This window comes from Sphingobacterium sp. IITKGP-BTPF85 (genome assembly GCF_001006065.1).
GTDB lineage: Bacteria > Bacteroidota > Bacteroidia > Sphingobacteriales > Sphingobacteriaceae > Sphingobacterium > Sphingobacterium anhuiense.
In genome coordinates this window covers 1-22352 of record NZ_ASZT02000088.1, presented here as the reverse complement: position 1 = coordinate 22352, position 22352 = coordinate 1, and the positions used below count along the sequence as shown (strand labels likewise).

Annotated in this window: 17 protein-coding genes and 5 pseudogenes; 9 read left to right on the top strand and 13 right to left on the bottom strand. The window is 35.6% G+C overall.

Features of this window, described 5'->3' with window-relative positions; genetic code table 11:
- Positions 1 to 329 precede the first annotated feature (329 nt).
- The 6 genes and pseudogenes from L950_RS16450 (at position 330) to L950_RS16430 (ending at position 8297) form a co-directional block, all read left to right on the top strand.
- Positions 330 to 779, top strand: a complete 450-nt coding sequence (locus tag L950_RS16450; RefSeq protein ID WP_021187929.1) for a MarR family winged helix-turn-helix transcriptional regulator — start codon at positions 330 to 332, stop codon at positions 777 to 779.
- A gap of 37 nt (positions 780 to 816) precedes the next feature.
- Positions 817 to 3239 (top strand): annotated as a pseudogene (locus L950_RS37375) (3-hydroxyacyl-CoA dehydrogenase/enoyl-CoA hydratase family protein).
- A gap of 113 nt (positions 3240 to 3352) precedes the next feature.
- A complete protein-coding gene (locus L950_RS33600) occupies positions 3353 to 3643 on the top strand; it encodes a four helix bundle protein (RefSeq protein ID WP_316930666.1) in 291 nt (96 codons plus the stop codon).
- 55 nt (positions 3644 to 3698) lie between these two features.
- A pseudogene (locus tag L950_RS16440) lies at positions 3699 to 4873 on the top strand (acetyl-CoA C-acyltransferase).
- Positions 4874 to 5128: 255 nt separating this feature from the next.
- A pseudogene (locus L950_RS16435) lies at positions 5129 to 6903 on the top strand (acyl-CoA dehydrogenase family protein).
- Between the two features lie 137 nt (positions 6904 to 7040).
- Positions 7041 to 8297: a YeiH family protein gene (locus L950_RS16430; protein ID WP_031286926.1), complete on the top strand. Its 1257-nt coding sequence runs from the start codon at positions 7041 to 7043 to the stop codon at positions 8295 to 8297.
- A gap of 102 nt (positions 8298 to 8399) precedes the next feature.
- Here L950_RS16430 and putP read toward each other — a convergent pair.
- A pseudogene (putP, locus tag L950_RS16425) lies at positions 8400 to 9772 on the bottom strand (sodium/proline symporter PutP).
- 323 nt (positions 9773 to 10095) lie between these two features.
- On the opposite strand from putP, the gene L950_RS16420 reads away from it, so the two are divergent.
- On the top strand, positions 10096 to 10632 hold the full coding sequence (locus tag L950_RS16420; RefSeq protein ID WP_031286924.1) for an RNA polymerase sigma factor: 537 nt from the start codon (positions 10096 to 10098) through the stop codon (positions 10630 to 10632).
- Positions 10592 to 11332 carry a hypothetical protein gene (locus L950_RS16415; protein ID WP_206368539.1) on the top strand — a complete coding sequence of 247 codons (741 nt, stop codon included), beginning with the start codon at positions 10592 to 10594 and terminating at the stop codon, positions 11330 to 11332. The genes L950_RS16420 and L950_RS16415 overlap by 41 nt, the downstream gene beginning before the upstream one ends.
- 507 nt (positions 11333 to 11839) lie before the next feature.
- On the opposite strand, the gene L950_RS16410 is transcribed toward L950_RS16415, so the two are convergent.
- From L950_RS16410 to L950_RS16370, 9 genes are all read right to left on the bottom strand, one after another.
- Positions 11840 to 12559 (bottom strand): carboxypeptidase-like regulatory domain-containing protein, encoded by a 720-nt coding sequence (locus L950_RS16410; RefSeq protein ID WP_156169727.1) that lies wholly within the window; start codon positions 12557 to 12559, stop codon positions 11840 to 11842.
- Positions 12560 to 12703: 144 nt separating this feature from the next.
- Complete coding sequence (locus L950_RS16405) at positions 12704 to 13270, bottom strand: nitroreductase (protein WP_021187923.1); 567 nt, start codon at positions 13268 to 13270, stop codon at positions 12704 to 12706.
- Positions 13271 to 13315: 45 nt separating this feature from the next.
- Positions 13316 to 14575 (bottom strand): peptidase T, encoded by a 1260-nt coding sequence (gene pepT / locus L950_RS16400; RefSeq protein ID WP_021187922.1) that lies wholly within the window; start codon positions 14573 to 14575, stop codon positions 13316 to 13318.
- A 552-nt stretch (positions 14576 to 15127) separates the two neighbouring features.
- Complete coding sequence (locus L950_RS16390) at positions 15128 to 15937, bottom strand: DUF4197 domain-containing protein (protein WP_021187920.1); 810 nt, start codon at positions 15935 to 15937, stop codon at positions 15128 to 15130.
- A 198-nt stretch (positions 15938 to 16135) separates the two neighbouring features.
- Entirely contained in the window at positions 16136 to 16747 is a 612-nt protein-coding gene (locus tag L950_RS16385) for an endonuclease/exonuclease/phosphatase family protein (protein WP_231577344.1), read from the bottom strand.
- The gene (locus tag L950_RS33595; protein WP_231577343.1) at positions 16744 to 16956 is read right to left on the bottom strand and encodes a hypothetical protein; all 213 of its coding nucleotides are present in this window, start codon (positions 16954 to 16956) and stop codon (positions 16744 to 16746) included. The genes L950_RS16385 and L950_RS33595 overlap by 4 nt, the downstream gene beginning before the upstream one ends.
- Before the next feature lie 57 nt (positions 16957 to 17013).
- A complete protein-coding gene (locus tag L950_RS16380; RefSeq protein ID WP_231577342.1) occupies positions 17014 to 17808 on the bottom strand; it encodes a glycerophosphodiester phosphodiesterase in 795 nt (264 codons plus the stop codon).
- Positions 17809 to 18030: 222 nt separating this feature from the next.
- Positions 18031 to 18678 carry an HD domain-containing protein gene (locus L950_RS16375; protein ID WP_021187918.1) on the bottom strand — a complete coding sequence of 216 codons (648 nt, stop codon included), beginning with the start codon at positions 18676 to 18678 and terminating at the stop codon, positions 18031 to 18033.
- On the bottom strand, positions 18671 to 19852 hold the full coding sequence (locus L950_RS16370; RefSeq protein ID WP_021187917.1) for a class I SAM-dependent RNA methyltransferase: 1182 nt from the start codon (positions 19850 to 19852) through the stop codon (positions 18671 to 18673). Before L950_RS16370 ends, L950_RS16375 begins: the two co-directional genes overlap by 8 nt.
- 70 nt (positions 19853 to 19922) lie before the next feature.
- Between L950_RS16370 and L950_RS16365 the strand changes: the two genes are divergently transcribed.
- The gene (locus tag L950_RS16365) at positions 19923 to 20297 is read left to right on the top strand and encodes a DUF3127 domain-containing protein (RefSeq protein ID WP_021187916.1); all 375 of its coding nucleotides are present in this window, start codon (positions 19923 to 19925) and stop codon (positions 20295 to 20297) included.
- Positions 20298 to 20360: 63 nt separating this feature from the next.
- Here L950_RS16365 and L950_RS16360 read toward each other — a convergent pair.
- The 3 genes and pseudogenes from L950_RS16360 to L950_RS35615 all read right to left on the bottom strand — a co-directional run bounded on the left by L950_RS16360 (position 20361) and on the right by L950_RS35615 (position 22271).
- A pseudogene (locus L950_RS16360) lies at positions 20361 to 21352 on the bottom strand (acyltransferase).
- 8 nt (positions 21353 to 21360) lie between these two features.
- Positions 21361 to 21918 carry an MFS transporter gene (locus tag L950_RS35620; RefSeq protein ID WP_262507117.1) on the bottom strand — a complete coding sequence of 186 codons (558 nt, stop codon included), beginning with the start codon at positions 21916 to 21918 and terminating at the stop codon, positions 21361 to 21363.
- A 41-nt stretch (positions 21919 to 21959) separates the two neighbouring features.
- Entirely contained in the window at positions 21960 to 22271 is a 312-nt protein-coding gene (locus L950_RS35615; protein WP_262507118.1) for an MFS transporter, read from the bottom strand.
- Between the last annotated feature and the right edge of the window lie 81 nt (positions 22272 to 22352).

Below are 22352 nucleotides of genomic sequence, written 5' to 3'. Positions count from 1 at the left end.
AAGTTTAACAAGTCAAGTCTCGGTATATTAACTAAAGCCATACGTTTATGTTTGTTTGTACAAAGGTAACCGATTTAATTTTGAATATAAAAACACAAATGTGAATAACTGTAGGGGTGTTTTGCTTAAGTTGTTGGTTTGTAGTTGTTAAAAGTTTTCCACATTTTGATAATATGGCATATTGTTGATTATAATCGGTATTTTAATACCTTAGTAAGGGACTATTCATTTCCGTCAAATATTTATTAAAAATTTAATATTAACTATTTGAAATCCAAAAAAAATAAATTAGATTTGTTATGCTTGCATAGTAAATAATAAAGCAAATTATGAGTCAAAATAAAACAATTGATTATTTTTTAAAAACAGGTTGGCAGACTATCGCTAATAAGTATAACCAGATTGCGACGCAGTATGGTTTTACTCAGGCTGCTGGTTATATTTTAATTAATATCCATAAAGAGGGGACCCCCGTGTCACAGATCGCCAATTTAACAGGTGTGAAAACAACTAGTTTGTCTCGGGTGTTAAATAATTTAGAGAAGTTGGGATTTATTTATAGAGAAGCGAGTGCATCTGATAAGCGGTCGGTTAAAGTGTATTTAACAGAGCTGGGTAAAGAAAAAAGAGAAATGGCAAAAAACGTCGTTCGTAATTTTAATCATTATCTCGAGGAAAATTTATCAGAGAAAGAGCGTAATCAATTGATGAAATCTTTAGCCAAATTAAATGAATTGGCGACTTCATATCAAGAAGAAAATAGTACCATCGATCAATAATAAGCTTAGCAATTATTGATAATAAACAATTAGATAAATGAGTAGAAACATTAGAAAAGTAGCAGTATTAGGTTCTGGAGTAATGGGCTCTAGGATCGCTTGCCATTTTGCTAACATCGGTATGGAAGTATTACTTTTGGACATCGTTCCAAAAGAGCTATTGCCAGCTGAAACAGCAAAAGGACTTACTTTGGATAGTAAGTTCGTTCGCAATCGCATTGTCAACCAGTCTTTAGAAACGGCTGTAAAATCTAATCCATCTCCTATTTATAGTAAATCTTTTGTGAAAAGGATTTCAACAGGAAATTTTGATGATAATATGTCTGATATCGCATCATGCGATTGGATCATTGAAGTTGTCGTTGAACGATTGGATATCAAAAAATCTGTGTTTGAACGCGTTGAACAATACCGAAAACCAGGCACTTTGATTACTTCAAATACTTCGGGTATTCCGATACATCTTATGACGGAAGGTAGATCCGAAGATTTTAAAGATCATTTTTGTGGTACACACTTCTTTAATCCGCCACGTTATTTACAATTGTTGGAAATTATTCCTACCCCCCATACAATAAAAGAAGTTGTTGATTTTCTGTTAGAATTTGGTGACAAGTTTTTAGGTAAAACTGTTGTTTTATGCAAGGATACACCAGCATTTATTGGCAATAGAATCGGTGTTTATTCAATGCTTGCTTTAACCCATCTCGTAGAACCGCTAGGTTTGACTGTGGAAGAAGTTGATAAGTATACCGGTCCAGCGATGGGGCATCCGAAATCGGCAACTTTCCGAACAGCTGATGTTGTTGGTTTAGATACTTTGGTAAACGTTGCTAATGGCCTCGCCCAGAATGCACCCAATGATGAAGCTAAAGGGGTATTTCAATTGCCTTCCTTTATAACTAAAATGGTTGAAAATAAGTGGCTAGGTGAAAAAACCAAAAAAGGATTTTACGAAAAAGTAAAAGATGCTTCTGGAAATTCAGAAATTCAATCTTTAAATCTGAAAACTTTAACATTTGGACCTCAAGGAAAGGTGAAATCTGCTACCCTGGAAGCGACAAATTGGTGGAAGATATTCGCAAACGAATGAAGTATATGAACAAGGGAAAGATAAAGCAGGAGAATTGTTCCGTGCCATGCATTATCCTTTGTTTGAATACGTATCTAATCGTGTACCTGAAATTACTGACGATTTTTTCCGTATCGATGATGCGATGCGTGCTGGCTTCGGTTGGGAGATAGTCCTTTCGAGGTTTGGGATGCTTTAGGTGTTCGAGAGACAATAGAAAAATTAAGAACGAAGAGAAACGTCTCCCAGGTCAACGTGGTGAAGTTTCACAATGGGTTCATGATATGTTAGACGCAGGTTGTGAGTCTTTCTATAAAATCGAAAATGGCGTTCGTCAATATTATGATATTGCATCAAAATCATACAAACCTATTCCAGGAACAGAAGATCTTATTGTTTTAGATCACATCCGTGAAAGCAAAACAATTTGGAAAAATTCCGGAGTTTCCATTATTGATCTTGGAGATGGAATTATCAATTGTGAATTCCATACCAAAATGAATACGATCGGTGGAGATGTAATTCAAGGCGTGAATAAAGCAATTGATTTAGCTGAAAAAGAATATCGTGGATTAGTAATTTCTAACGAAGGAAAAAATTTCTCCGCAGGAGCTAATATAGGTATGATATTCATGATGGCCGCTGAGCAAGACTACGATGAATTAAATATGGCGGTTCGTGCTTTCCAGAATACTTCTATGCGGATTCGCTATTCGTCCATTCCAGTAGTAGTAGCACCATTTCAAATGACATTAGGAGGAGGCTGTGAATTTTCAATGCATGCCGATTTTGTGCAGGCACATGCTGAGACATATATGGGCTTAGTTGAATTTGGAGTTGGTGTAATTCCAGGTGGCGGAGGTACTAAAGAATTTGCTTTACGTGCTTCAGATGAATATAAAGAAGATCAAATTGTTCAAAATACTTTAAAAGATCGTTTTTTGACCATAGGAACAGCAAAAGTGTCAACCTCAGCTATAGAGGCCTATGAGCTTGGATACCTGCAGCAAGGTAAGTATGCGATTACTATGAATAAAGCTCGACTTATTGCTGATGCAAAAGAAAAGGCTTTAGAATTAGCTAATGCAGGTTATATACAGCCCGTTCAAAGGACTGATATTAAGGTATTGGGAAAACAAGGATTAGGAATTGTCTATGTAGGAGCAAGTTCAATGCGTGCTGGAAATTATATCTCTGACCATGATAAAAAGATTTCTGAAAAATTAGGAAATGTTTTATGTGGCGGTGAGTTATCGGCACCAACAGAAGTCTCTGAACAGTATTTATTGGATCTAGAACGTAAAGCTTTTCTTGAGCTATGTGCAGAACGAAAAACTTTGGAACGTATCCAATTTATGTTAACAAAAGGAAAACCGTTAAGAAATTAGAGTATAAATTAGATTAGAGATTTGAGACATTAGATTTGAGATATGCATAATCTGAAAGAATTAAAGATTTGGAGTAAATCAATTGAATTAGCTACAAAAGTATATGAAGTAGTATCTCTTTTCCTTCAGAAGAAAAATTTGGATTATCATCTCAGATTAAACGATCGGTTATATCGATTGCGTCAAATATAGCAGAAGGAGCAGGTAGAAATTCAGGAAATGAATTTATTCATTTTCTTGGAATTGCAAATGGATCATCTTTCGAATTGCAGACACAAATTATTATAGCACAAAATCTAAAGCTGTTAAAGGTTGAGCAAGCCGAACAGCTGTGTTCTCAAATTATAGAAATTCAAAAAATGATTTTTGGATTTTTGAATAAATTAAAAAATGATAATAAATAATATGTGAATTTTAACGATCTGATATCTTAAATCTCACATCTCACATCTAAAAATTATGGAAGCATACATTGTAGCAGGATATCGTACAGCAGTAGGGAAAGCACCTCGTGGAGGATTTCGTTTTATGCGTGCGGATGATTTGGCCGCTGATGTGATCAAGCATTTGGTGGCATCAGTACCCAACTTAAATAAAGAAGAAATTGACGATGTAATCGTCGGTAATGCGATGCCAGAAGCAGAGCAAGGATTGAATGTAGGACGTTTAATTTCTTTGATGGGCTTGCAAACGGATAAAGTACCAGGAGTCACTGTAAACCGTTACTGTGCCTCTGGGTTGGAGACAATAGCCACAGCTGTAGCAAAAATAAAAGCCGGAATGGCAGATTGTATTATTGCTGGCGGAGTCGAGGTCATGTCAGGAATGCCTTTTGGAGGATGGAAAATTGTTCCAAACCCTGAAGTAGCAAAAGAAAACCCAGATTGGTATTGGGGAATGGGACTTACAGCCGAAGCTGTTGCAAAAGAATACGGCGTATCTCGAGAAGACCAAGATGCATTCTCTTTAAAATCACATCAAAAAGCTGTTGAGGCTATTAAAAATGGTCATTTAAAAGATGGCATTGTTCCGATTACAGTAAAGGAAAACTACTTAAAGGATGGCAAAAAATTAGAAACAAGAGAATATGTCGTTGATACAGACGAAGGACCGAGAGCAGATTCATCGCTTGAGCGCTTGCGAAGTTGCGTCCAGTTTTTGCAGCTGACGGTGTAGTTACTGCAGGTAACTCATCACAAACTTCAGATGGAGCAGCCTTTGTTTTGATTGTTTCAGAAGAAAAAATGAAGGAATTGAACCTAAAACCGATAGCACGTCTTGTCAGTTATGCCGTGGCAGGTGTTCCGCCACGTATCATGGGGATTGGTCCTATTGTAGCAATACCAAAAGCTTTGAAAATGGCAGGATTAAAAAAAGAAGATATCGATTTATTCGAATTGAATGAAGCTTTTGCATCACAATCTTTAGCCGTTATTCGCGAATTGGGTCTTGATGAAGAAAAAGTTAATGTCAATGGCGGTGCTATTGCTTTAGGCCATCCATTGGGTTGTACTGGAGCCAAATTGACTGTTCAAATATTAAATGAACTGAAGCGTAGAAATAAAAAATACGGCATGGTAACAATGTGTGTCGGAACAGGACAGGGAGCAGCAGGTATTTTTGAATTACTATAGATAGCGCAAATTTTAAAACTTCGACAGGGCATATGAGATGTTCTTTATCGAAATCAAATTGCACATTTTGAGGATGACTTCAGCTTTTCATCCACATGTTTTTCAAATCGGACCATCTAACTGGTTTTTAATCTTAAAGATCAGTTAGGTGACTTATCGAGATGTATTTGTTTTAAAAAATAGAATAATATTTAACAATAGAAGCAAAGAAATAAGGTTTTAGTCTTTATCCTTTGCACTTTAATCAGAAAAATTATGAGCAACACAATTAAAGGCGGAGAATTTGTAATTAAAGAGACATCTTATACAGATATTTTTATTCCTGAAGAATTTGATGAAGAAGCAAAGATGATTCGTCAGACCTGTATTGACTTTCTAGATACGGAAGTTCTAAACAAATTGGATCGTATTGACTCCCAGGAAGAAGGTTTGATGCCAAGTCTTATGGATAAAGCTGGAGAACTAGGAATGTTGAGTGTGTCCATACCAGAAGAATATGGGGGATTTGGTAAAAACTTCAATACATCCATGTTAGTTGCAGATGCGGTTGGGGGAGGATTCTCCTTTGCTGTGGCATTATCGGCACATACAGGCATAGGTACTTTGCCTATTTTATACTATGGAAACGCAGCTCAAAAAACAAAATACATTCCAAAATTAGCTACTGGGGAATGGAAAGCTTCTTATTGTTTAACAGAACCTAATTCAGGATCAGATGCCAACTCTGGTCGTACTGCAGCAAAATTAAATGCCGCAGGTACACACTATGTCATTAATGGACAGAAGATGTGGATTACAAATGGTGGTTTTGCTGATATCTTTATTGTTTTTGCAATTGATGATGATAAGAATCTTACCGCTTTTATTGTTGAGAAAGATTTTGGAGGAATCAGTATGAACCCAGAAGAGCATAAACTGGGAATCAAAGGATCTTCAACCCGACAGGTATTTTTCAACGATTGTGAAGTTCCTGTTGAAATATGCTTTCTGAACGTGAAAATGGATTTAAAATAGCGGTTAATATCCTAAACATTGGTCGTATAAAATTAGGCGCTGCTACTATCGGTTCATCACGCATGGTGATTACACAAGCGATTAAATATGCCAATGAGCGCGTGCAGTTCAATTTACCGATTTCCAAATTTGGAGCCATCCGTTACAAATTAGCTGAAATGGCAACGCGATTATTTGCGACCGAATCAGCAGCATATCGTGCCGGTCAGAATATTGATGACACGTACGAATCATTAGTTGCAGGGGGGATGGATGAAGCTAAAGCAAAACTGAAATCTGTAGAACAATATGCTATCGAGTGTGCGATCATTAAAGTATGGTGTTCGGAAATGTTAGATTATGTTGTGGATGAAGGCGTACAGATTTATGGAGGCATGGGATATTCAGCAGAAGCACCAATGGAACGCGCTTATCGAGACTCACGTATCAATCGTATTTTTGAAGGTACTAATGAAGTAAATAGACTGTTGGTCGTAGATATGCTTTTGAAACGTGCCATGAAGGGAGAGATTGATTTGATGGGACCTGCTACTGCAGTTGCATCAGAACTATTAGCTATTCCTGATTTTGGAGAAGAAGATGAAACACCATTTGCAGCAGAAAAGAAAATTATCGCTAATTTGAAAAAGGCAGGCTTATTAATTGCTGGCGCCGCAGTTCAAAAATTGATGATGTCTTTATCTAAGGAGCAGGAGATTTTGATGAATATTGCCGATATCATTGGTTATGTATACATCGCTGAGTCAGCGTTACTTCGTGCGGAGAAATTATATCATACAAAAGGAGTAGAAGCAAGTGCTGATGCAACAGATATGGCTAAAATTTATCTATATTCAACCATTGATAAAGTAAATGTTGCAGGAAAAGAAGCCCTAAATTCTTTTGCTGAAGGTGATGAGTTGAAAATGATGTTAGTGGGTTTACGTCGCTTTACAAAATCAGAACCATTTAATGTGAAAGATGCGCGTCAACGAATTGCTAAGAAGTTGATTGATGCCAATAAATATTGTTTTTAGGTTTTAAAAAGTGATTATAGGTTTAGAAGCCGAGATGAAAACATCTCGGCTTTATTATTTGGTAACTTTTTCGTTTACTAGTTGCCGGCATGGATAATATTTCTAAATTTGGGGTTTCTAAATTAAAACCTGTTTACATGTCATCTTCGAAATCATTCTCCTTAGCTGAGGATTGGGTAGTTGTTATCTTAGGATTAGGAATTGTCTTTTTAGCAATTTTTGGGGTCATTGTTCCTCAACCAAGTTTCAGCTGGAGCAATTTTTCAGAATTAGGAAACCAAGTATTTTCCATTCATAACCTGCAGGCAATAGCGACCCAATTTGGTCTAGTCTTTATTGTCGCCATTATCGGAGCCTCCTTATTAGGTAAGTCGGTTAAAAGCTTATTAATAGTTTTTCCGTCTGTCTATGTGTTAACCATGCTCGCGCTCATCTTTGCTGGAAATTCACTCGTAAAAGACTATAATCTAGAAGCTGTTATTTTCAGTTTGGCGATCGGCTTGGTCATCAGTAATTTTTTCAATCTTCCTGATTGGTTTAAAAGTGCATTAAGTACAGAGTTGTATGTCAAAATTGGATTGATTCTTTTAGGAACAACAGTTATTTTTGGAGATATACTCAAAGCTGGTTCACTGGGACTTATCCAAGCATTAGTAGTGGTCATTTCAGTATGGTATTTTGCTTTTTGGGTTTGTAAAAAATTAAAGATTGATAAAGAAATGGCTTTGATGCTGTCAAGCGCAGTATCTATCTGTGGGGTATCAGCAGCAATTGCAACATCTGGAGCAATTAAAGGAGATAGTAAAAAGTTATCTTACATTATTTCACTTGTATTGATCACGGCAATTCCGATGATGATTTTTATGCCTTATTTGGCGGATAAAATGGGACTGTCTCAAGAAGTAACAGGAGCATGGCTAGGAGGTTCAATAGATACATCGGGTGCTGTAGCCGCTTCAGGTAGTTTAGTTGGAGAAGAAGCCTTAAAAATCAGTACAATTGTAAAATTTTCACAAAATGTATTATTAGGAATTGCAGCATTTGCAATTAGTATTTATTGGAGCTATTCAAAGTCAGTTGATGATGAAACAAAGAAAGAGAAACCAACTTTGAAAATTATTTGGGAAAGATTTCCAAAGTTTGTCCTGGGTTTTATATTTGCATCTTTACTTTTCTCATTTTTTATTTCACCAGAAACAAATGTTGCGGTTAAAGGAAGTTTGAAATTTATTCAGGGACTTTGGTTTACCCTGGCCTTTACCTCAATCGGATTGGAAACTAATTTTAAAGACCTGTTTCAACAGGATAATAAAAAGCCATTGTATGCCTTTTTAATTGCACAAACATTTAATATTATTGTGACCTTAATTATTGCACTCTTGTTATTTCAGTAGACTTAGGAATACAATGATGGATAAGAAAGACCGATAATATATCGTCAATATCAACATTTCAAATAATAAAAAAGGATAACCAGATTTAGGTTATCCTTTTTATTATTTCAGAATTTTCGTAACCTGATCAAATTCCTCCACAATGACAGGGGCAACAGGTTTGCTGAAAAACGAAACAATAACAATCGTTAAGAAACTCAAAATGAAACCAGGTATGATTTCATACACAGATTTGTAATCGTGAGGAATATACACCCATAAAAGTACAGTAGCACCACCCACCAACATTCCCAATAATCCTGCAGTGGCGGTTGTTTTTTTCCAAAGCAACGACAAGATGATAAGGGGACCAAAGGCAGCGCCAAAACCGGCCCAGGCATTTCCCACAAGATTTAATATGCTGTCTTTAGGGTTTAGGGAGAGCAGTAAGGCAATTATCGCTACAATAAGCACAGAAAGTCGACTTACAAGTAACATACGTTTAGGAGAAGCTGTTTTATTAAAAAAAGCTTTATAAATATCTTCTGTCATTGAGCTAGAGGTCACTAATAATTGAGAAGATATGGTACTCATGACAGCTGCTAAAATTGCGGATAAAAGAAAACCGCCAATTAAGGGATGAAATAATGCTCTCGAAAGATGGATAAAAATAGTTTCTGACAATTCCTTTGATTGATCAAATTGCAACATAGTAGTTTGATCAAACTTATATAAATAAGCTATTCCAAATAATCCCAAAAGTAATGCTCCACCAACAGTAAGAATCATCCAGCTAATGCCGATTCTTTTAGCTTTAGGGATATCTTTAACATCGCCAATAGCCATAAATCGCACTAAAATATGAGGTTGCCCAAAGTAACCTAATCCCCAAGCGAGTAAGGATACGATCGATACCGTGGTGGTACCCTTTAGTAAATCTAAATAATTAGCACCTTTATTATGTATGATATCCAATGTATTACCCAGTCCATCAAGTTGGAAAATCAGTACAATTGGAATGATGACAAGCGCGGTGACCATAATTGTTCCCTGCACAAAATCTGTTAAGCTAACAGCTAAAAATCCACCTAGGAAAGTATAAAGTACAACAACAAAGTTGTAGCATACAATCCAGTATAGTAATCAATACCAAAAGCCGATTCAAACAATCTTCCACCCGAAACCATACCTGCAGAAGTATATAAAGTGAAAAACACTAAAATGAAAATTGAAGAGACAATTTTTAAGAGCTGGGTTTTATCTTTAAAACGATTCTCAAAAAATACAGGGAGTGTAATTGCATTTTGGGCAACTTCTGTATATACCCGAAGTCGAGGGGCTACAATAACATAATTGAAGTATGCGCCAATAGTCAGACCAATTGCAATCCATGCACTGGATAATCCTGAAAGATACATCGCACCGGGAAGTCCCATGAGTAACCAGCCGCTCATGTCTGCTGCACCTGCCGATAAAGCAGTCACAGCCGCGCCCATCTTGCGCCCACCGATCAAAAAATCATCGGAATTACTGTTTGACTTCCTCCAAGAGTAAATTCCAATTCCAATCATTAAGGCCATATATAAGCCAATAGCTATTAATTCATATTCATTCATAAGCATCTATTATTCTTTAAAATGTCATCAAATAATTGATAAAGACTATCAAGTTTTGATTGTACGAAGATACTACAATCAATTTGAAGCGATAGAATTTCAATAACTCGATATAAAAGTGAAACATAATATTAATCTTTGCTTGATTGTTTTATGGAATTATGTATCTTAAAGCATCAATTAAGCAAAGTAATATCCCGAGCATGACAGAAAAGGAATTATTAATACAATATCGAAGTACAGGAGATCTGGATCTTTTGGGTAAATTGTATGCTCCCTATATGTCATTGCTTTATGGTGTATGTTTTAAATATTTGCACGATGCCGAAAAGAGTCAGGATGCCGTCATGCAAATTTTTGAAGAATTGATTCGGAAATTGCGCATCCACGAGGTCGATAATTTTAAAAGCTGGCTTTACACATTTTCTAAAAATTTTTGCCTCATGCAGCTGAGGAAAGAAAAGGGAACGCAGTATGTTGATATTGATGAACAAGTTGCGGTTGGTCATGATTATTTAGATGAATCTGATCCCAAAGAATGGAGCGAAAGTCAATTTGAAAAATTAGAAATGTGCATGTTGACGCTAAAACCTGAGCAGGAGCGTTGTATCAGGTTATTTTATTTAGAGCAAAAGTGTTATAAAGATATCGTAGTCCTTACCGGAATAGAAATGAATAAAGTGAAAAGCTATATTCAAAATGGCAAGCGAAATCTTAAAATTTGTATGGAGAGTAAGTAAAATGGAAAATAATTATCAATTATCCAGAATTCATAACTACATCAGTGGTCTGATGAATAAAGAGGAAATGTTTCAACTAGAGAAAGAAGCATTGGAAGATCCTTTTTTGCAGGATGCAATTGAAGGTTATCGTTTGCAAAAAGGAGTGGATGTACGACAATTGAGTTTGTTGCAACAGCGTTTAAACCGCCGCGTGGAGCAAACGATATCTACCCGTAATGCCCAGTTTTATACTTGGCAACGATTGGCAGTTGGATCAGCAGCAGCAGTCATTTTTGTCGTGCTTATCGCCTTTATTTATTTTAAGAATTTTAATACAAATAAAAGTAGAACGACAGAAGTCGAGCTGAGTTCCCCTGAAAATAAGATTGGGATTGAACCCATCTTAACTGGTGGAGATGCCTCACCGATAGAAGGATGGAATGCATTCGAGCAATATCTGCAAAGAAATGTACAGGTGCGGGATGTAGGAGGTAAAATTATCCTGAATTTTGAAGTTGATAAAAATGGAAAATTAAAAAATGTTAATTTTGAAGACGCACCCAATGAAGTTCTAAAAAAGGAGATATTAAGATTAATAGACAAGGGACCCAAGTGGCATGGAAAAAAAGGTAAATTAATTATTAGCTTTCCTATAGAAAATCCTACCCAAGCTTTCAAGCCGACACATTGTTTTGGAATTGTAGAAAAAAGTAATTAAGAAAGACTATTTATTATTTTCCTGTACAGTATAATCCAAGGGGAGCATATTGCCAACTTTAGAATACCAGGCAAAAAAACCTTCCATTGACCATTGTATAGCAGGCGTATAGTTTCCTTGATAATTTATGACAATGATGAATCGTCATCTATTTTTAAACGAGATGATTCATCATAAGCATTGTTAGAATTGAAATAATCGAGGTCTATTTTTGGGTCCTATTTAAGATATGAATGTAATTTTGATGGTGAATTTCCTTTAATTGATTTCCCAAGCTTCCTTTTTCAAGATCAGATTCAGTTAACTGTTTTCCTAAGACGTCATAGAACGCAGGTTGCCGCATGATATTTTGATATTTAGTCACACTATCTTTGATGATTTCTGATTGCAGTATATAAAATGAGTTCCATTTACCTTCATATTTCGTATTGACCAGTGACGTTATTGTTTTCAGTTTTTCCTGGGCATCTTTTCTTTCTAGATTTTCTTTTTTAGTAAGCTCGCGGACTACATAACCATCCTCCTGCCATTTATGTTCATATAACTTCGTATAAAGCGCATCATGGAAAGCTGGTAGGCCACTCTTCTTTGCGTCAATATACTCTTTGTAATCCGCTTATAATCTTTAAAATAGCTAAAACCTTCAAATTGAATTGTATTTTCAGAAAAGTTTGATCGAAAACTAATGAGATCGTATGAGATCATATAACCCAGTTCTTTATTGTCTATTTGTATTGGTTCGTTCGCTATTACAGTTAATATTTTTGATGATTTATTATATCGGAATCGCAGTATATCTGGATTTAATATTTTCGTTTTTTGGGCAAATTTACTTGTTCCGATAAAGCTTTCCGTAAAATATTTACCCCACTTTGCCCAACCATCTTTTTCAAACGGGATAACACTAACTTCTTCTAAAGTAGTAATCTTACGTGTTAAATAAATCTTTACCTTTTCATAATTATTAGTAGTAATTGTTTCAAATGCGGCCTCATATCCAATATTTGAAATGACCAGTTCTTGATTCTGGATAATTTTTTGGTGCAGTTGGAAACTACCATCCTTTGCAGTACTGGTTGCAGAAGATGAATTATTGATATAAACAGTAGCTCCGTGAATAGGTTGCTTAGTCTCCCTATCCAATACAACACCTTTAATCACGCTTTGGGCGAAACTTGGAGAGAATGTAAAGATTATGTATAATAAGAAGGATATGATTATTTTCATAGGCCAATTTTGGTTTAATTTACGAATATATCGTAGACTGTGAAAATAAATTTTTAAAAATTTGAGATTAAGAAGTTTAATAATAAACTGCAATAAAAAAGGTCGACTATTGGGTCGACCTTTTTTATTAATTAAAGAATATTTTTATTCCTCCCAACGGATTTTGTCCGCAATAGGAGATCGAACAGGTTCTCTAGCTTCTGTTTCATGGTGTCCTAAATAGAACAACCCAATGCACTTTTGATTCTCTTCTAAATTTAAGAAATTGCTTAAGTGATTGATTAATCCTGGAGTAGCCCAATAACCTCCCAATCCTAAAGAATGTGCCGCTAACCACATATTTTCAATCGCACAAGATGTTGCCGCCAGTTCTTCCCACTCAGGAACGTCACCAGTATAATTGACAATTAAAGCTATTGCAACTTTGGATTGCGTAGCCTTTTCACCCATAGTGATTTCTGTTTTTTCAAAGTATTTTTCTGGAGGAGTGACCGCTTTATAAATACGCGAAAGTTCAGTGCCTAGACGTAAAAGACCTTCGCCTTTGAAAATAGTAAAACGCCAAGGTTGCGTTCTTTTATGAGTAGGAGCAGCATTCGCCGCTTCTAAAATCGTTAAGATATCTTCTTTATTAACATCTTGATCCGTAAAAGTAGCTTGAAAAACTGATCTTCGGCTCTGTATTGCTTTTAAAACTTCGTTAGATTGCATATATGTTATTTCCTTAAACGCGTTGAATATGTATGAAGTTAATGATTATTTTTCTTCCCAAAGAGAGGCTACATGCAAAATTGTTAAAACAGCTTTTTGCATATCTTGTTCAGATACCCATTCCTGTTTTCCATGGAAGGCGTGTCCACCAGCAAAAATATTAGGACAAGGTAATCCCATAAAAGATAAACGCGAACCATCAGTACCACCGCGAATACTTCTGCGTTCAGCCTTCATGCCAGCCCGTGTAATTGCTTCAATTCCAATTTCCATGATTTGAGGATATTGATCTAGAATTTCCTTCATGTTGCGGTACTGTTCCTTTACTTCGAACGTATAACTGCAGTTAGGGTATTGAGCGACTATAGATTTTGCAATAGCTTCCAGCTCAGATTCATGCTTTACTAAATTAGCTGTAAGGTGATCACGGATAATAAAATGGATTTCTGCTTTTTCCACTGTGCCCGAGATATTTGTCGGATGAACAAAACCATCTTTTTTATTTGTACTTTCTGGCGACAGGCGGTCCTGGGGTAAAGCCTCTATAATTGCACTAGCAATTTTGATAGCACTTTGCATTTTTCCTTTAGCAAATCCAGGATGAACGGAAACACCATGTATGGTTAATGTTGCACCATCTGCAGAAAAAGTTTCATCTTCTATCGTGCCCGCTTTTTCACCATCCATCGTGTATGCATAATCAGCAGCTAGGCGTTTAAGATCAGCTTTGTCAACCCCTCTTCCAATTTCTTCATCTGGCGTAAATAAGATTTTTATATCCCCATGCTTGATCTCAGGATGTTTCATTAATAAACGAGCTGCATCCATTATTTCTGCAATTCCCGCCTTATCATCGGCGCCCAATAGTGTTGTACCGCTCGCTGTAATAATATTATGACCGATTTGATTTGCCAGATCAGGATGTTCCGAATATTTGATGATAATACTGTTATCATCCGGTAATACCAGATCCTGACCTTGATAATCATGATGAACCAAAGGTTTAACATCTTTACCTGAGGAGTCAGGTGACGTGTCCATATGCGAACAGAAACAAATAGTAGGTACTTTTTTAGTACTATTGGAAGGGATAGTTGCATATACATAGCCATTTTCATCCATGGCTGCATCAGAAATTCCCAATGCCAGTAATTCCTCCACAAGAAGATTACCTAAATTTTTTTGCTTTTCTGTCGAAGGACAAGTAGGCGAACTTGCATCCGACTGTGTATCTATCTGTACATAACGTTGGAATCTTTCAGAAACTGAAAAATCACTGATGTTATTGATCTCGAACTTACTCATACTTTTTATATCATTAATGTGATTATGCCCTGCAAAATTACAAAAAATGTGAGCATTAGCGAATTTTGACTTTTATAGTTTATTATTTGTAAAACAATATTTTTTTTGTAAATTTAAAAAACTTAAAATTTGATTTCCAGTATGTTGCGTTTATTAAAAGCAATGTTTCTCCTTCTTTTTATCGCTCAGTTATTTTTACTTTTTAGTATGGATAATTCTATTAGACAATTGATCTATATTAGTCAATTTATATACCTTCTAATTCCGTTTTGGATTTTAATCAAGACAAAGAATCAACGAATCTTAAGAAAAGCATTTCAAATTTATCTAATTATTTGTGGATTATATTATATGTTTTTCGCTTTAATACTAATGGGGAAACATGTGCAGATCACACCTTATTTTGGAGTAAATTTATTTGTGAAGTCTATCTTATTATTGGTCGGACTTGCTACTATATACCAGTATAAAAATTGGTCCAGGCTATATTTTAGCCATATTAACAAAAGAAACGTAAAGGTGTAGACAGAATTAAAAATTCTGTCCAATACCTTATTTTTGATTATCAGCCCAGCCGAATACTTTTGATAGTAAATCCGTGTTTCGTGATCCACCAATATTTTCTCTGATCTTTAACTCTTGATCTGCTACTTTTACAAATAATCCATCGATAGCTTTTTGCGTAACGTAACCTGTTAAATTGGTTTCTACCTTTTTTGAAAATGGTAAATTGTTATAAGCAGTTGTTAATTGATTCCAGTAACCCGATACATTATTAGCCCCCATTGCCTTGTCTATAACAGGAGAAAATTTTGAAGTCAGTTCGGTCGAAGTATTTGTTTTAAAGAAAGTCGTTGCGGCATTTTGATTACCACTTAATAAAATATTGTAAGCATCTGTAATCGTCATTTTGGATAAAGAGTTGACAAAAACAGTCCCTGCTTCACTAACAGCTGTTTCCGCAGCTCTATTCATACTGCTGATAAACTGATCACACAAAGAACCCATACCTACTGCGCGAAGTGCTTTTTCTACTTTTTGAGCTTCAGCAGGCATTAAAATTTTGACTGCAGCATCTCCTAAAAATCCATCTTTTACAGAAAGAATATTAACACTGTTAGTCAATCCTTTAGCTAAAGCTTCTTTTATACCTGAAGTAGCTTCTTTCTTTGTAATATTTTTTACGACAGCCTGATTAGAGGGAACAACTTTACTCGTAGTAGTATCGCTATTTGTTTTATTTTGAGCAGATGTAGAATTTAAGATATCCTTTAACTTAGAAAGCCCTTTGGACTGAGCTTGAGATTGAGTTGCAAAGAATAATCCTGATGCAATAAGAGCGTATGATAAGATACTTTTCATGTCTTTTTTTTTGTAAAACTACAAATTAGAACGCAAAAGGAATCTAAAGTTTAACGAAGAGTACGAATATTTACCATATTTAGAAGGATGGGCGGATACCCAAATGATCGTCTAACTCTTGATAAATCAAGGGAAAAGGCAGTTTAATTGCGCCGGTTTTAGACCGGCACAATAGAATTCTGTTTTATAGCGATAAATCTACAATAACAGGAAAATGATCTGACGGAAATTTTCCTGATACGTATCAGTCAATATTGCATAGTTACTTACTTTTGTTTTAGGAACAACAAAAATATGATCTATCCTTTCTTTTTGTTTAATACTTTTACCCCAGCCATTAAAAGAAGAGCTTGGTTCATAGATTCGAGGACTAATGGTATAACTATCGACCACAGTTTTGCTATTTGCTAAAGTAAAATATGCTTCATTATGTTCATCAACATTGAAATCACCTGTTAAGATTAAAGGAAGATTACCGGCTAATTCCTTTGCCTTAGTTAAGATCAATTTAGCACTTTCTTTTCTCGCTTCAACACCAACATGGTCAAAGTGCGTATTCATAAAAATAAATGATTTTCCACTTTTTTTATCCTTTAAAACTGCCCATGTGCAGATTCGTGGCAGTGCAGCATCCCAGCCTTTATTGGGTTGTTTTGTATCTGTCGCAGACAACCAGAAAGTTCCGCTTTTAATAGCGTCAAAACGGTTCTTGTTATAAAAAATTGAAGAATGTTCTCCTTTTTCTGCACCATCGTCTCGACCAACACCTATCGATTTAAAATCAGGAAGACGTTCTTGAAGATCTTTCACTTGGTCAATAAATGCTTCCTGTATACCGAAATTTCGAAATTATGGAATTTAATCAAATTGGCTACAGCATCTCTGCGTTCATTCCACATATTACCAATATCATGATCATTTTTCTGTCTTATATTGTAGGTGGCCACTCGCATTTGCTGTGCAAGAGCACTTCCTAAACCCACAAGTAAAATAGAGAAAGCAAGAATAATTTTTTTCATTAACTTATTTTTTTATAAATGTGTTGTTCATATCTATGAACTGCTATACAAGGTTAATTATTTTTTGAGTAAAGTCTTTAAAAGCTCAGGTTCATTCGTTGTAATGTAATCAATCTTTTGACTGATCAGAGATTTCATATCATCTTCTTTATTAACTGTCCAAGCATTTGTCGTCAGCTTTAATGCTTTTGATTCTTGTAACCAGGTTGGGTTTTTCGTGAAAACACTAAGATGATAATCAATACCCGTTAAACCATCTTTTTTAATTTGATCAGGAGCAATATCGCCATTTAAATAGGCGACCTTAGCTTTAGGATCAAGTTCATGGATCTTTTTACAAGCATCATAACTGAAAGCAATATATTCAGTTACTTTTCCAGCTTTTAATTCTTTTACTAAAGCGACAGCTTTTTCAGTAGCCTCCAAGGTACGTTCCAGTCCTAGTTTATTAGTCTTCAATTCAAGAATTAATTTTAAACCTTTAAGCTTTAACCCTGCTTTGATATATTCCTCTAAAGTAGGAATTTTCTCACCATTTGGATGGCTTTTGGCCAATAACTCCTGGTAAGTAGCGGTCGCAATATCTATTCCGTAAAAATCATTATCATGATTGACAACAAGTACATTATCCTTTGTAAGATGTACATCATATTCCGAACCCCAAAGATTTAAATCCTTAGCGGCTTTTAACGAAGCAATTGAATTTTCCGGAACTTTCGTGTTTTTAAAAGCTCCACGGTGAGCAATGATTTTGGTTTGAGCATTTAATTCAGTGATTCCCATAACGGCCATAGTGGCAAGGATTACAAAAACTGTTTTTTTCATCGGATATAAATATAAAGTAGTATTCATGTTTTCTGGTATAGACGAATACTTTGTTTTACTTAGGAGTCTACGAGCTCTTTTTGTTTTAAATATAAAAAATAAGCGATCATAACCTGTTCGCATAGATTGCAATTTATTACGGGCTTAGTTTTACAGACTAAATTTAAACAAAAAATGGTACCTCGATAATTATCGAAAGTACCATTTTGTGTAATTTCCGAGTTAAGGAAATATTAAGTTTTATTATTGTTATCGTTTACCTTCCCACTCAGCATAAAATTCATCTAAAAAAGAAAGCATAAATTCATGTCTTTTTTCAGCGATAGCTTGAGCGGCATTGGTATTCATTTTATCTTTAAGCAATAAAAGCTTTTCGTGAAAATGATTAATTGTCGGTGCTTCAGAATGTTTGTAGCTTTCCTTGTCCTGATATTCTTGAACAGGGACATTCGGATTATACATTTCTCTGTTTTTATGACCGCCATAGTTGAATGCTCGAGCAACACCAATTGCACCTATTGCATCCAAACGATCAGCATCCTGAACAATCTCAAGTTCCTTAGAATGAAAAACGATTTCGCCAAGACTTGCCTTAAAAGACATGTTTAAAATAATTTTTTCAACATGTTCAATTACGTCTTTATCAACGCCTATAGAGGTTAAAAATTCACCAGCAACACGAGGGCCTATCGTTTCATCTCCATCGTGAAATTTGCTATCAGCAATATCATGTAATAAAGCGGCTAGTTCGCAAGTTTGGTAATCCGCCTCTTCCGTTTGAAGAATTAATTTTGTGTTGTTCCATACACGTTGGATATGAGACCAATCATGACCAGATTCAGCAAATTTTAATCTGTCCTGTACAAATGCAACCGTACTTTCAATAATCTTATTCATAAATTACTTTTGGTTTTTCGCGAGTTCCCTCGTATAATTCGTATTCTAATAAACGACAATCTAATTTACCGTTATAAAATTCAACTTTTCTAGAAGCCCGTAAGCCTATCTTTTTGGCAAGATCCGGATTTCCAGTAAAAATGTAACCTTTATAACCCTTGCAGTTTTGTTTTAGAAAGTCACCTACACGTTTATATGTTAATTCCAATTGACTATGATTACCAAGGCGTTCACCATATTCCGGGTTAAATATAGCAATTCCTTTTTCTTCTTGTGGTACAGTTGTGTCAGCAAAATCACAAACTTGAAAATCAATAAGCTGATCTACACCAGCAGTCTTGGCATTCATGATCGCAATATCTACCGCCTGTTGCGAAAGATCTGAAGCAATTATCTTCGGATTTGCTTTCTTATTGACCTGTTCTTTAAGATTTCTTCTTTCTTGAAAAAAGACTTCTTCATCGTAACCAATGAAATGCATAAACGAATAGTTCATGCGGTAAAGGCCAGGACGACGGTTAGTCGCGATCAATGCTGCTTCAATAGCTAAAGTACCAGAACCGCACATTGGGTTGACAAAAGATGATAGACCATCCCATTTCGTTGCAAGAATAGTACCAGCAGCAAGCGCTTCTAACATTGGTGCCTTTCCAGGGTGTTTACGATAACCGTGTTTTGCTAGCGTCTCACCGGAAGAATCGATAAAAACTTCTGCGCGATCATCTTTCCAATACAGATGTATAACAGCTTTGTTTGCATCAGAACCCGAATTTGGGCGAATGTCCTTTTTTTCTTTGATACGATCAACTATGGCATCCTTAACTTTCAAATTCGCAAATAAAGGTGTCGTGATTGTTTCGTTATCGACATTTGAAGTCACAGAAAAATAGCCGTCAAAAGCAATAAGCTCTTCCCATGCGATGTCTTTCAGTTCATCGTATAGTTCCTGAGGGTTGGACGCTTTAAATTCTTTTATCGAATAAAGAATCTGAGAAGCAGTGCGCAAATTCAAATTTAACTTAATCGTTTCATTCAAGGTGTTAAATAATTCTACACCAGTAGAGAAAGAACGTTTGATCTCGAAGCCAAGTTCTTCGACTTCTTGTTGCAAATAAGGAGAAAGTCGCTTATTGCAAGTGATGATGATTTTATTGGGGGTGTTGAAAACTTCCATAATATTTGTACAAAGTTAGTTAATCTCTTACTCAAAAAATGCTTATTTTTACGGTTTAATATTTTTGATTATGGAAATTAGAGGAAAAGTACACGAAATAGGTGCTACGCAACAAGTAACAGAGTCATTTAAGAAGCGTGATATAATCGTGGCTTACGCTGAAAATCCGCAGTTTGTTGAATATATTCGCTTTGAAGCTACTCAAGACAGAACATCAATTTTTGATGGTTTGACTGTAGGTGAAGAAATTGAAGTTTCTTTCAATTTACGTGGTCGTCCTTGGACAAATAAAGAAGGTGTAACAACATACTTCAATTCATTAGTTGCTTGGAGAGTTACTAAATTAGCAAATACTGCTGCTTCAGCTCCTGCTCCAGGTTATGCTGAAATGCCAGCTCCAGTTGATTTATCAGGATCAAATGACGACGACGATTTACCTTTCTAGTCTTACGCGAATCTCAAATATAAAAAAGCTTCAATTCGCCCTGCGCTTATTGAAGCTTTTTTATTAACCAGAAATGTATTTGCCAAAAGGAATTTTGCGAATACCGTATATAAGCATAATACTGATGGCAAGTGTAACAAAAGTTACTAAAGGAATCTTTAAAAATGTGCCCACGGGTAATATCGGATGTACATAATTTAAAATCAGGATATGGCAGAGATATATTCCAAAACTATATTGATCGATCCATAATGCCCACTGGGGAAGTTTTAGATCACGCGATATTGTTTTGATGAATATAAATATACCGGTAGCAATCAGGACTGTATTCGGTGACAAATAACCGTATAAAAGTGGACGAAATTCATGTGCGCTTAAACTCATTTCATAAGTAAAATAAGCTGTTCCCAATGCAGCCATGATAAATAAAAACAAACACCACCATTTTATCCCACTAAAATCTTTTACCTTCAAATAATAACCTAAGATCAAGTACCCTGTATAACTCGAAAAAAATGTAAGATCGAATTTTGGTAGATAGGTTGAAAAGTTTTTGTTGAATATAACAGCGTTATAAACCATAAAACTAAAAAAATCTCCAGTTCTCTCATAGATGAATGCTTTACGATCTTTTGAAGAAAAGGAATAGCAAGGTATAGACCCATGATCATATAGAGATACCAAAGATGTGCGTTCGCACCGTTTTTGAGTCTATAGACCAATGTAGAGATCAATTGGTCTATATTTAATTCCAGCACATTCGTGTTATAAAAAAAGTAAATAATAGTCCAAAAAAGAAAGGGATAAAAAATCTTAAGGAGTCTTTTTTTATAAAACTGTCCTGTATGTTCTTCTTTCGTCAGCAGGAGAGCCCCAGAAAGCATCACAAATATGGGGACAGAGAATCGAGTGAAACTATTTATCAGATTTGCATATTTCCAGTCAAACCCAGCTATATCAGTACTATTTAAGTAACCAGAAGATGCGTGTATCGCGATGACTGCAATGGTAGCAATAATTCGAAGGACACTGATATAGCTGAGTTTTTCGGTCATATTATCTGTTAATCTGCACTTGGGATTCTGTTCTTTTGTACAAATTGAACCAAGAATACACAAGCAAGTAAAGCGCCTATAGTGGCCATACCAACACCTACTAAAGAAGGAGTATTATACATTAAGCCATATGTAATGGGTATACCTCCTAAATAGGCTCCTAAAGTATTACCCAAGTTGAATGCTGCCTGACCACCCGCTGCAGCCAAAGTTTCAGCACCTTTAGCAGTCCGGATCAACATCATCTGTGTAGGTGGACCTATTGTAAAAGAAACCAAACCCGTAATAAAGGCCATAATGTATGCTGACCATTGAAATGGTGAAACAAAATAAACAAAGACTAAACATATCGCCATAGCACTAAAACTAGCAATAGCCGCTTTTGTCGGAGAGATGGTATCAGCCATTTTTCCACCCAATAAATTTCCAAAAAACATACCTATACCGATTAAAATCATAATAATAGGCACACGATTAGGGTCAAGTCCAGATACATTTGTAACCAATGGAGCAATATAGCTGATCCAGGCAAAAAGACCTCCAGTTCCGATTGCAATAATTGCCATCAGTAGCCATGCTTCTTGCTTTTTGAAAAAACTTACCTGTGCTATAATATTGTTTTGTTTAGAAGATTCAATTTTGGTAACCAAAGATAAATCATTAAAAATGTCAGGAGGCCTAGTACACTGATGACACCATAGGTAATGCGCCAAGAGTAATGATGTCCGATATATGTTCCTAAAGGCACACCTGCTAAATTAGCAATCGTCATACCTGTAAACATAATCGATATTGCCTGCGCCTCTTTACCTTTAGGAGCTAATCTAGCTGCAACAACAGAACCTACACCAAAGAAAGCTCCATGTGGCAAACCGGACATAAATCTGGAAAGTTGCATGGTAAAATGGGTAGGAGATATAGCAAATAATCCATTGAAAATGAAAAATAGAACATTAAAAAGTAAAACGTTTTAAGGAGGGTATTTTCCAGATAATAGTAC

What these genes read in the sequence shown, in the direction of transcription:
- L950_RS16450 (WP_021187929.1), top strand. Translation starts at nt 330, where the DNA reads ATGAGTCAAAATAAAACAATTGATTATTTTTTAAAAACAGGTTGGCAG.
- L950_RS16430 (WP_031286926.1), top strand. Translation starts at nt 7,041, where the DNA reads ATGTCATCTTCGAAATCATTCTCCTTAGCTGAGGATTGGGTAGTTGTT.
- L950_RS16420 (WP_031286924.1), top strand. Translation starts at nt 10,096, where the DNA reads ATGACAGAAAAGGAATTATTAATACAATATCGAAGTACAGGAGATCTG.
- L950_RS16415 (WP_206368539.1), top strand. Translation starts at nt 10,592, where the DNA reads ATGGCAAGCGAAATCTTAAAATTTGTATGGAGAGTAAGTAAAATGGAA.
- L950_RS16410 (WP_156169727.1), bottom strand. Translation starts at nt 12,559, where the DNA reads ATGAAAATAATCATATCCTTCTTATTATACATAATCTTTACATTCTCT.
- L950_RS16405 (WP_021187923.1), bottom strand. Translation starts at nt 13,270, where the DNA reads ATGCAATCTAACGAAGTTTTAAAAGCAATACAGAGCCGAAGATCAGTT.
- pepT (WP_021187922.1), bottom strand. Translation starts at nt 14,575, where the DNA reads ATGAGTAAGTTCGAGATCAATAACATCAGTGATTTTTCAGTTTCTGAA.
- L950_RS16390 (WP_021187920.1), bottom strand. Translation starts at nt 15,937, where the DNA reads ATGAAAAGTATCTTATCATACGCTCTTATTGCATCAGGATTATTCTTT.
- L950_RS33595 (WP_231577343.1), bottom strand. Translation starts at nt 16,956, where the DNA reads ATGAAAAAAATTATTCTTGCTTTCTCTATTTTACTTGTGGGTTTAGGA.
- L950_RS16380 (WP_231577342.1), bottom strand. Translation starts at nt 17,808, where the DNA reads ATGAATACTACTTTATATTTATATCCGATGAAAAAAACAGTTTTTGTA.
- L950_RS16375 (WP_021187918.1), bottom strand. Translation starts at nt 18,678, where the DNA reads ATGAATAAGATTATTGAAAGTACGGTTGCATTTGTACAGGACAGATTA.
- L950_RS16370 (WP_021187917.1), bottom strand. Translation starts at nt 19,852, where the DNA reads ATGGAAGTTTTCAACACCCCCAATAAAATCATCATCACTTGCAATAAG.
- L950_RS16365 (WP_021187916.1), top strand. Translation starts at nt 19,923, where the DNA reads ATGGAAATTAGAGGAAAAGTACACGAAATAGGTGCTACGCAACAAGTA.
- L950_RS35620 (WP_262507117.1), bottom strand. Translation starts at nt 21,918, where the DNA reads ATGGCAATTATTGCAATCGGAACTGGAGGTCTTTTTGCCTGGATCAGC.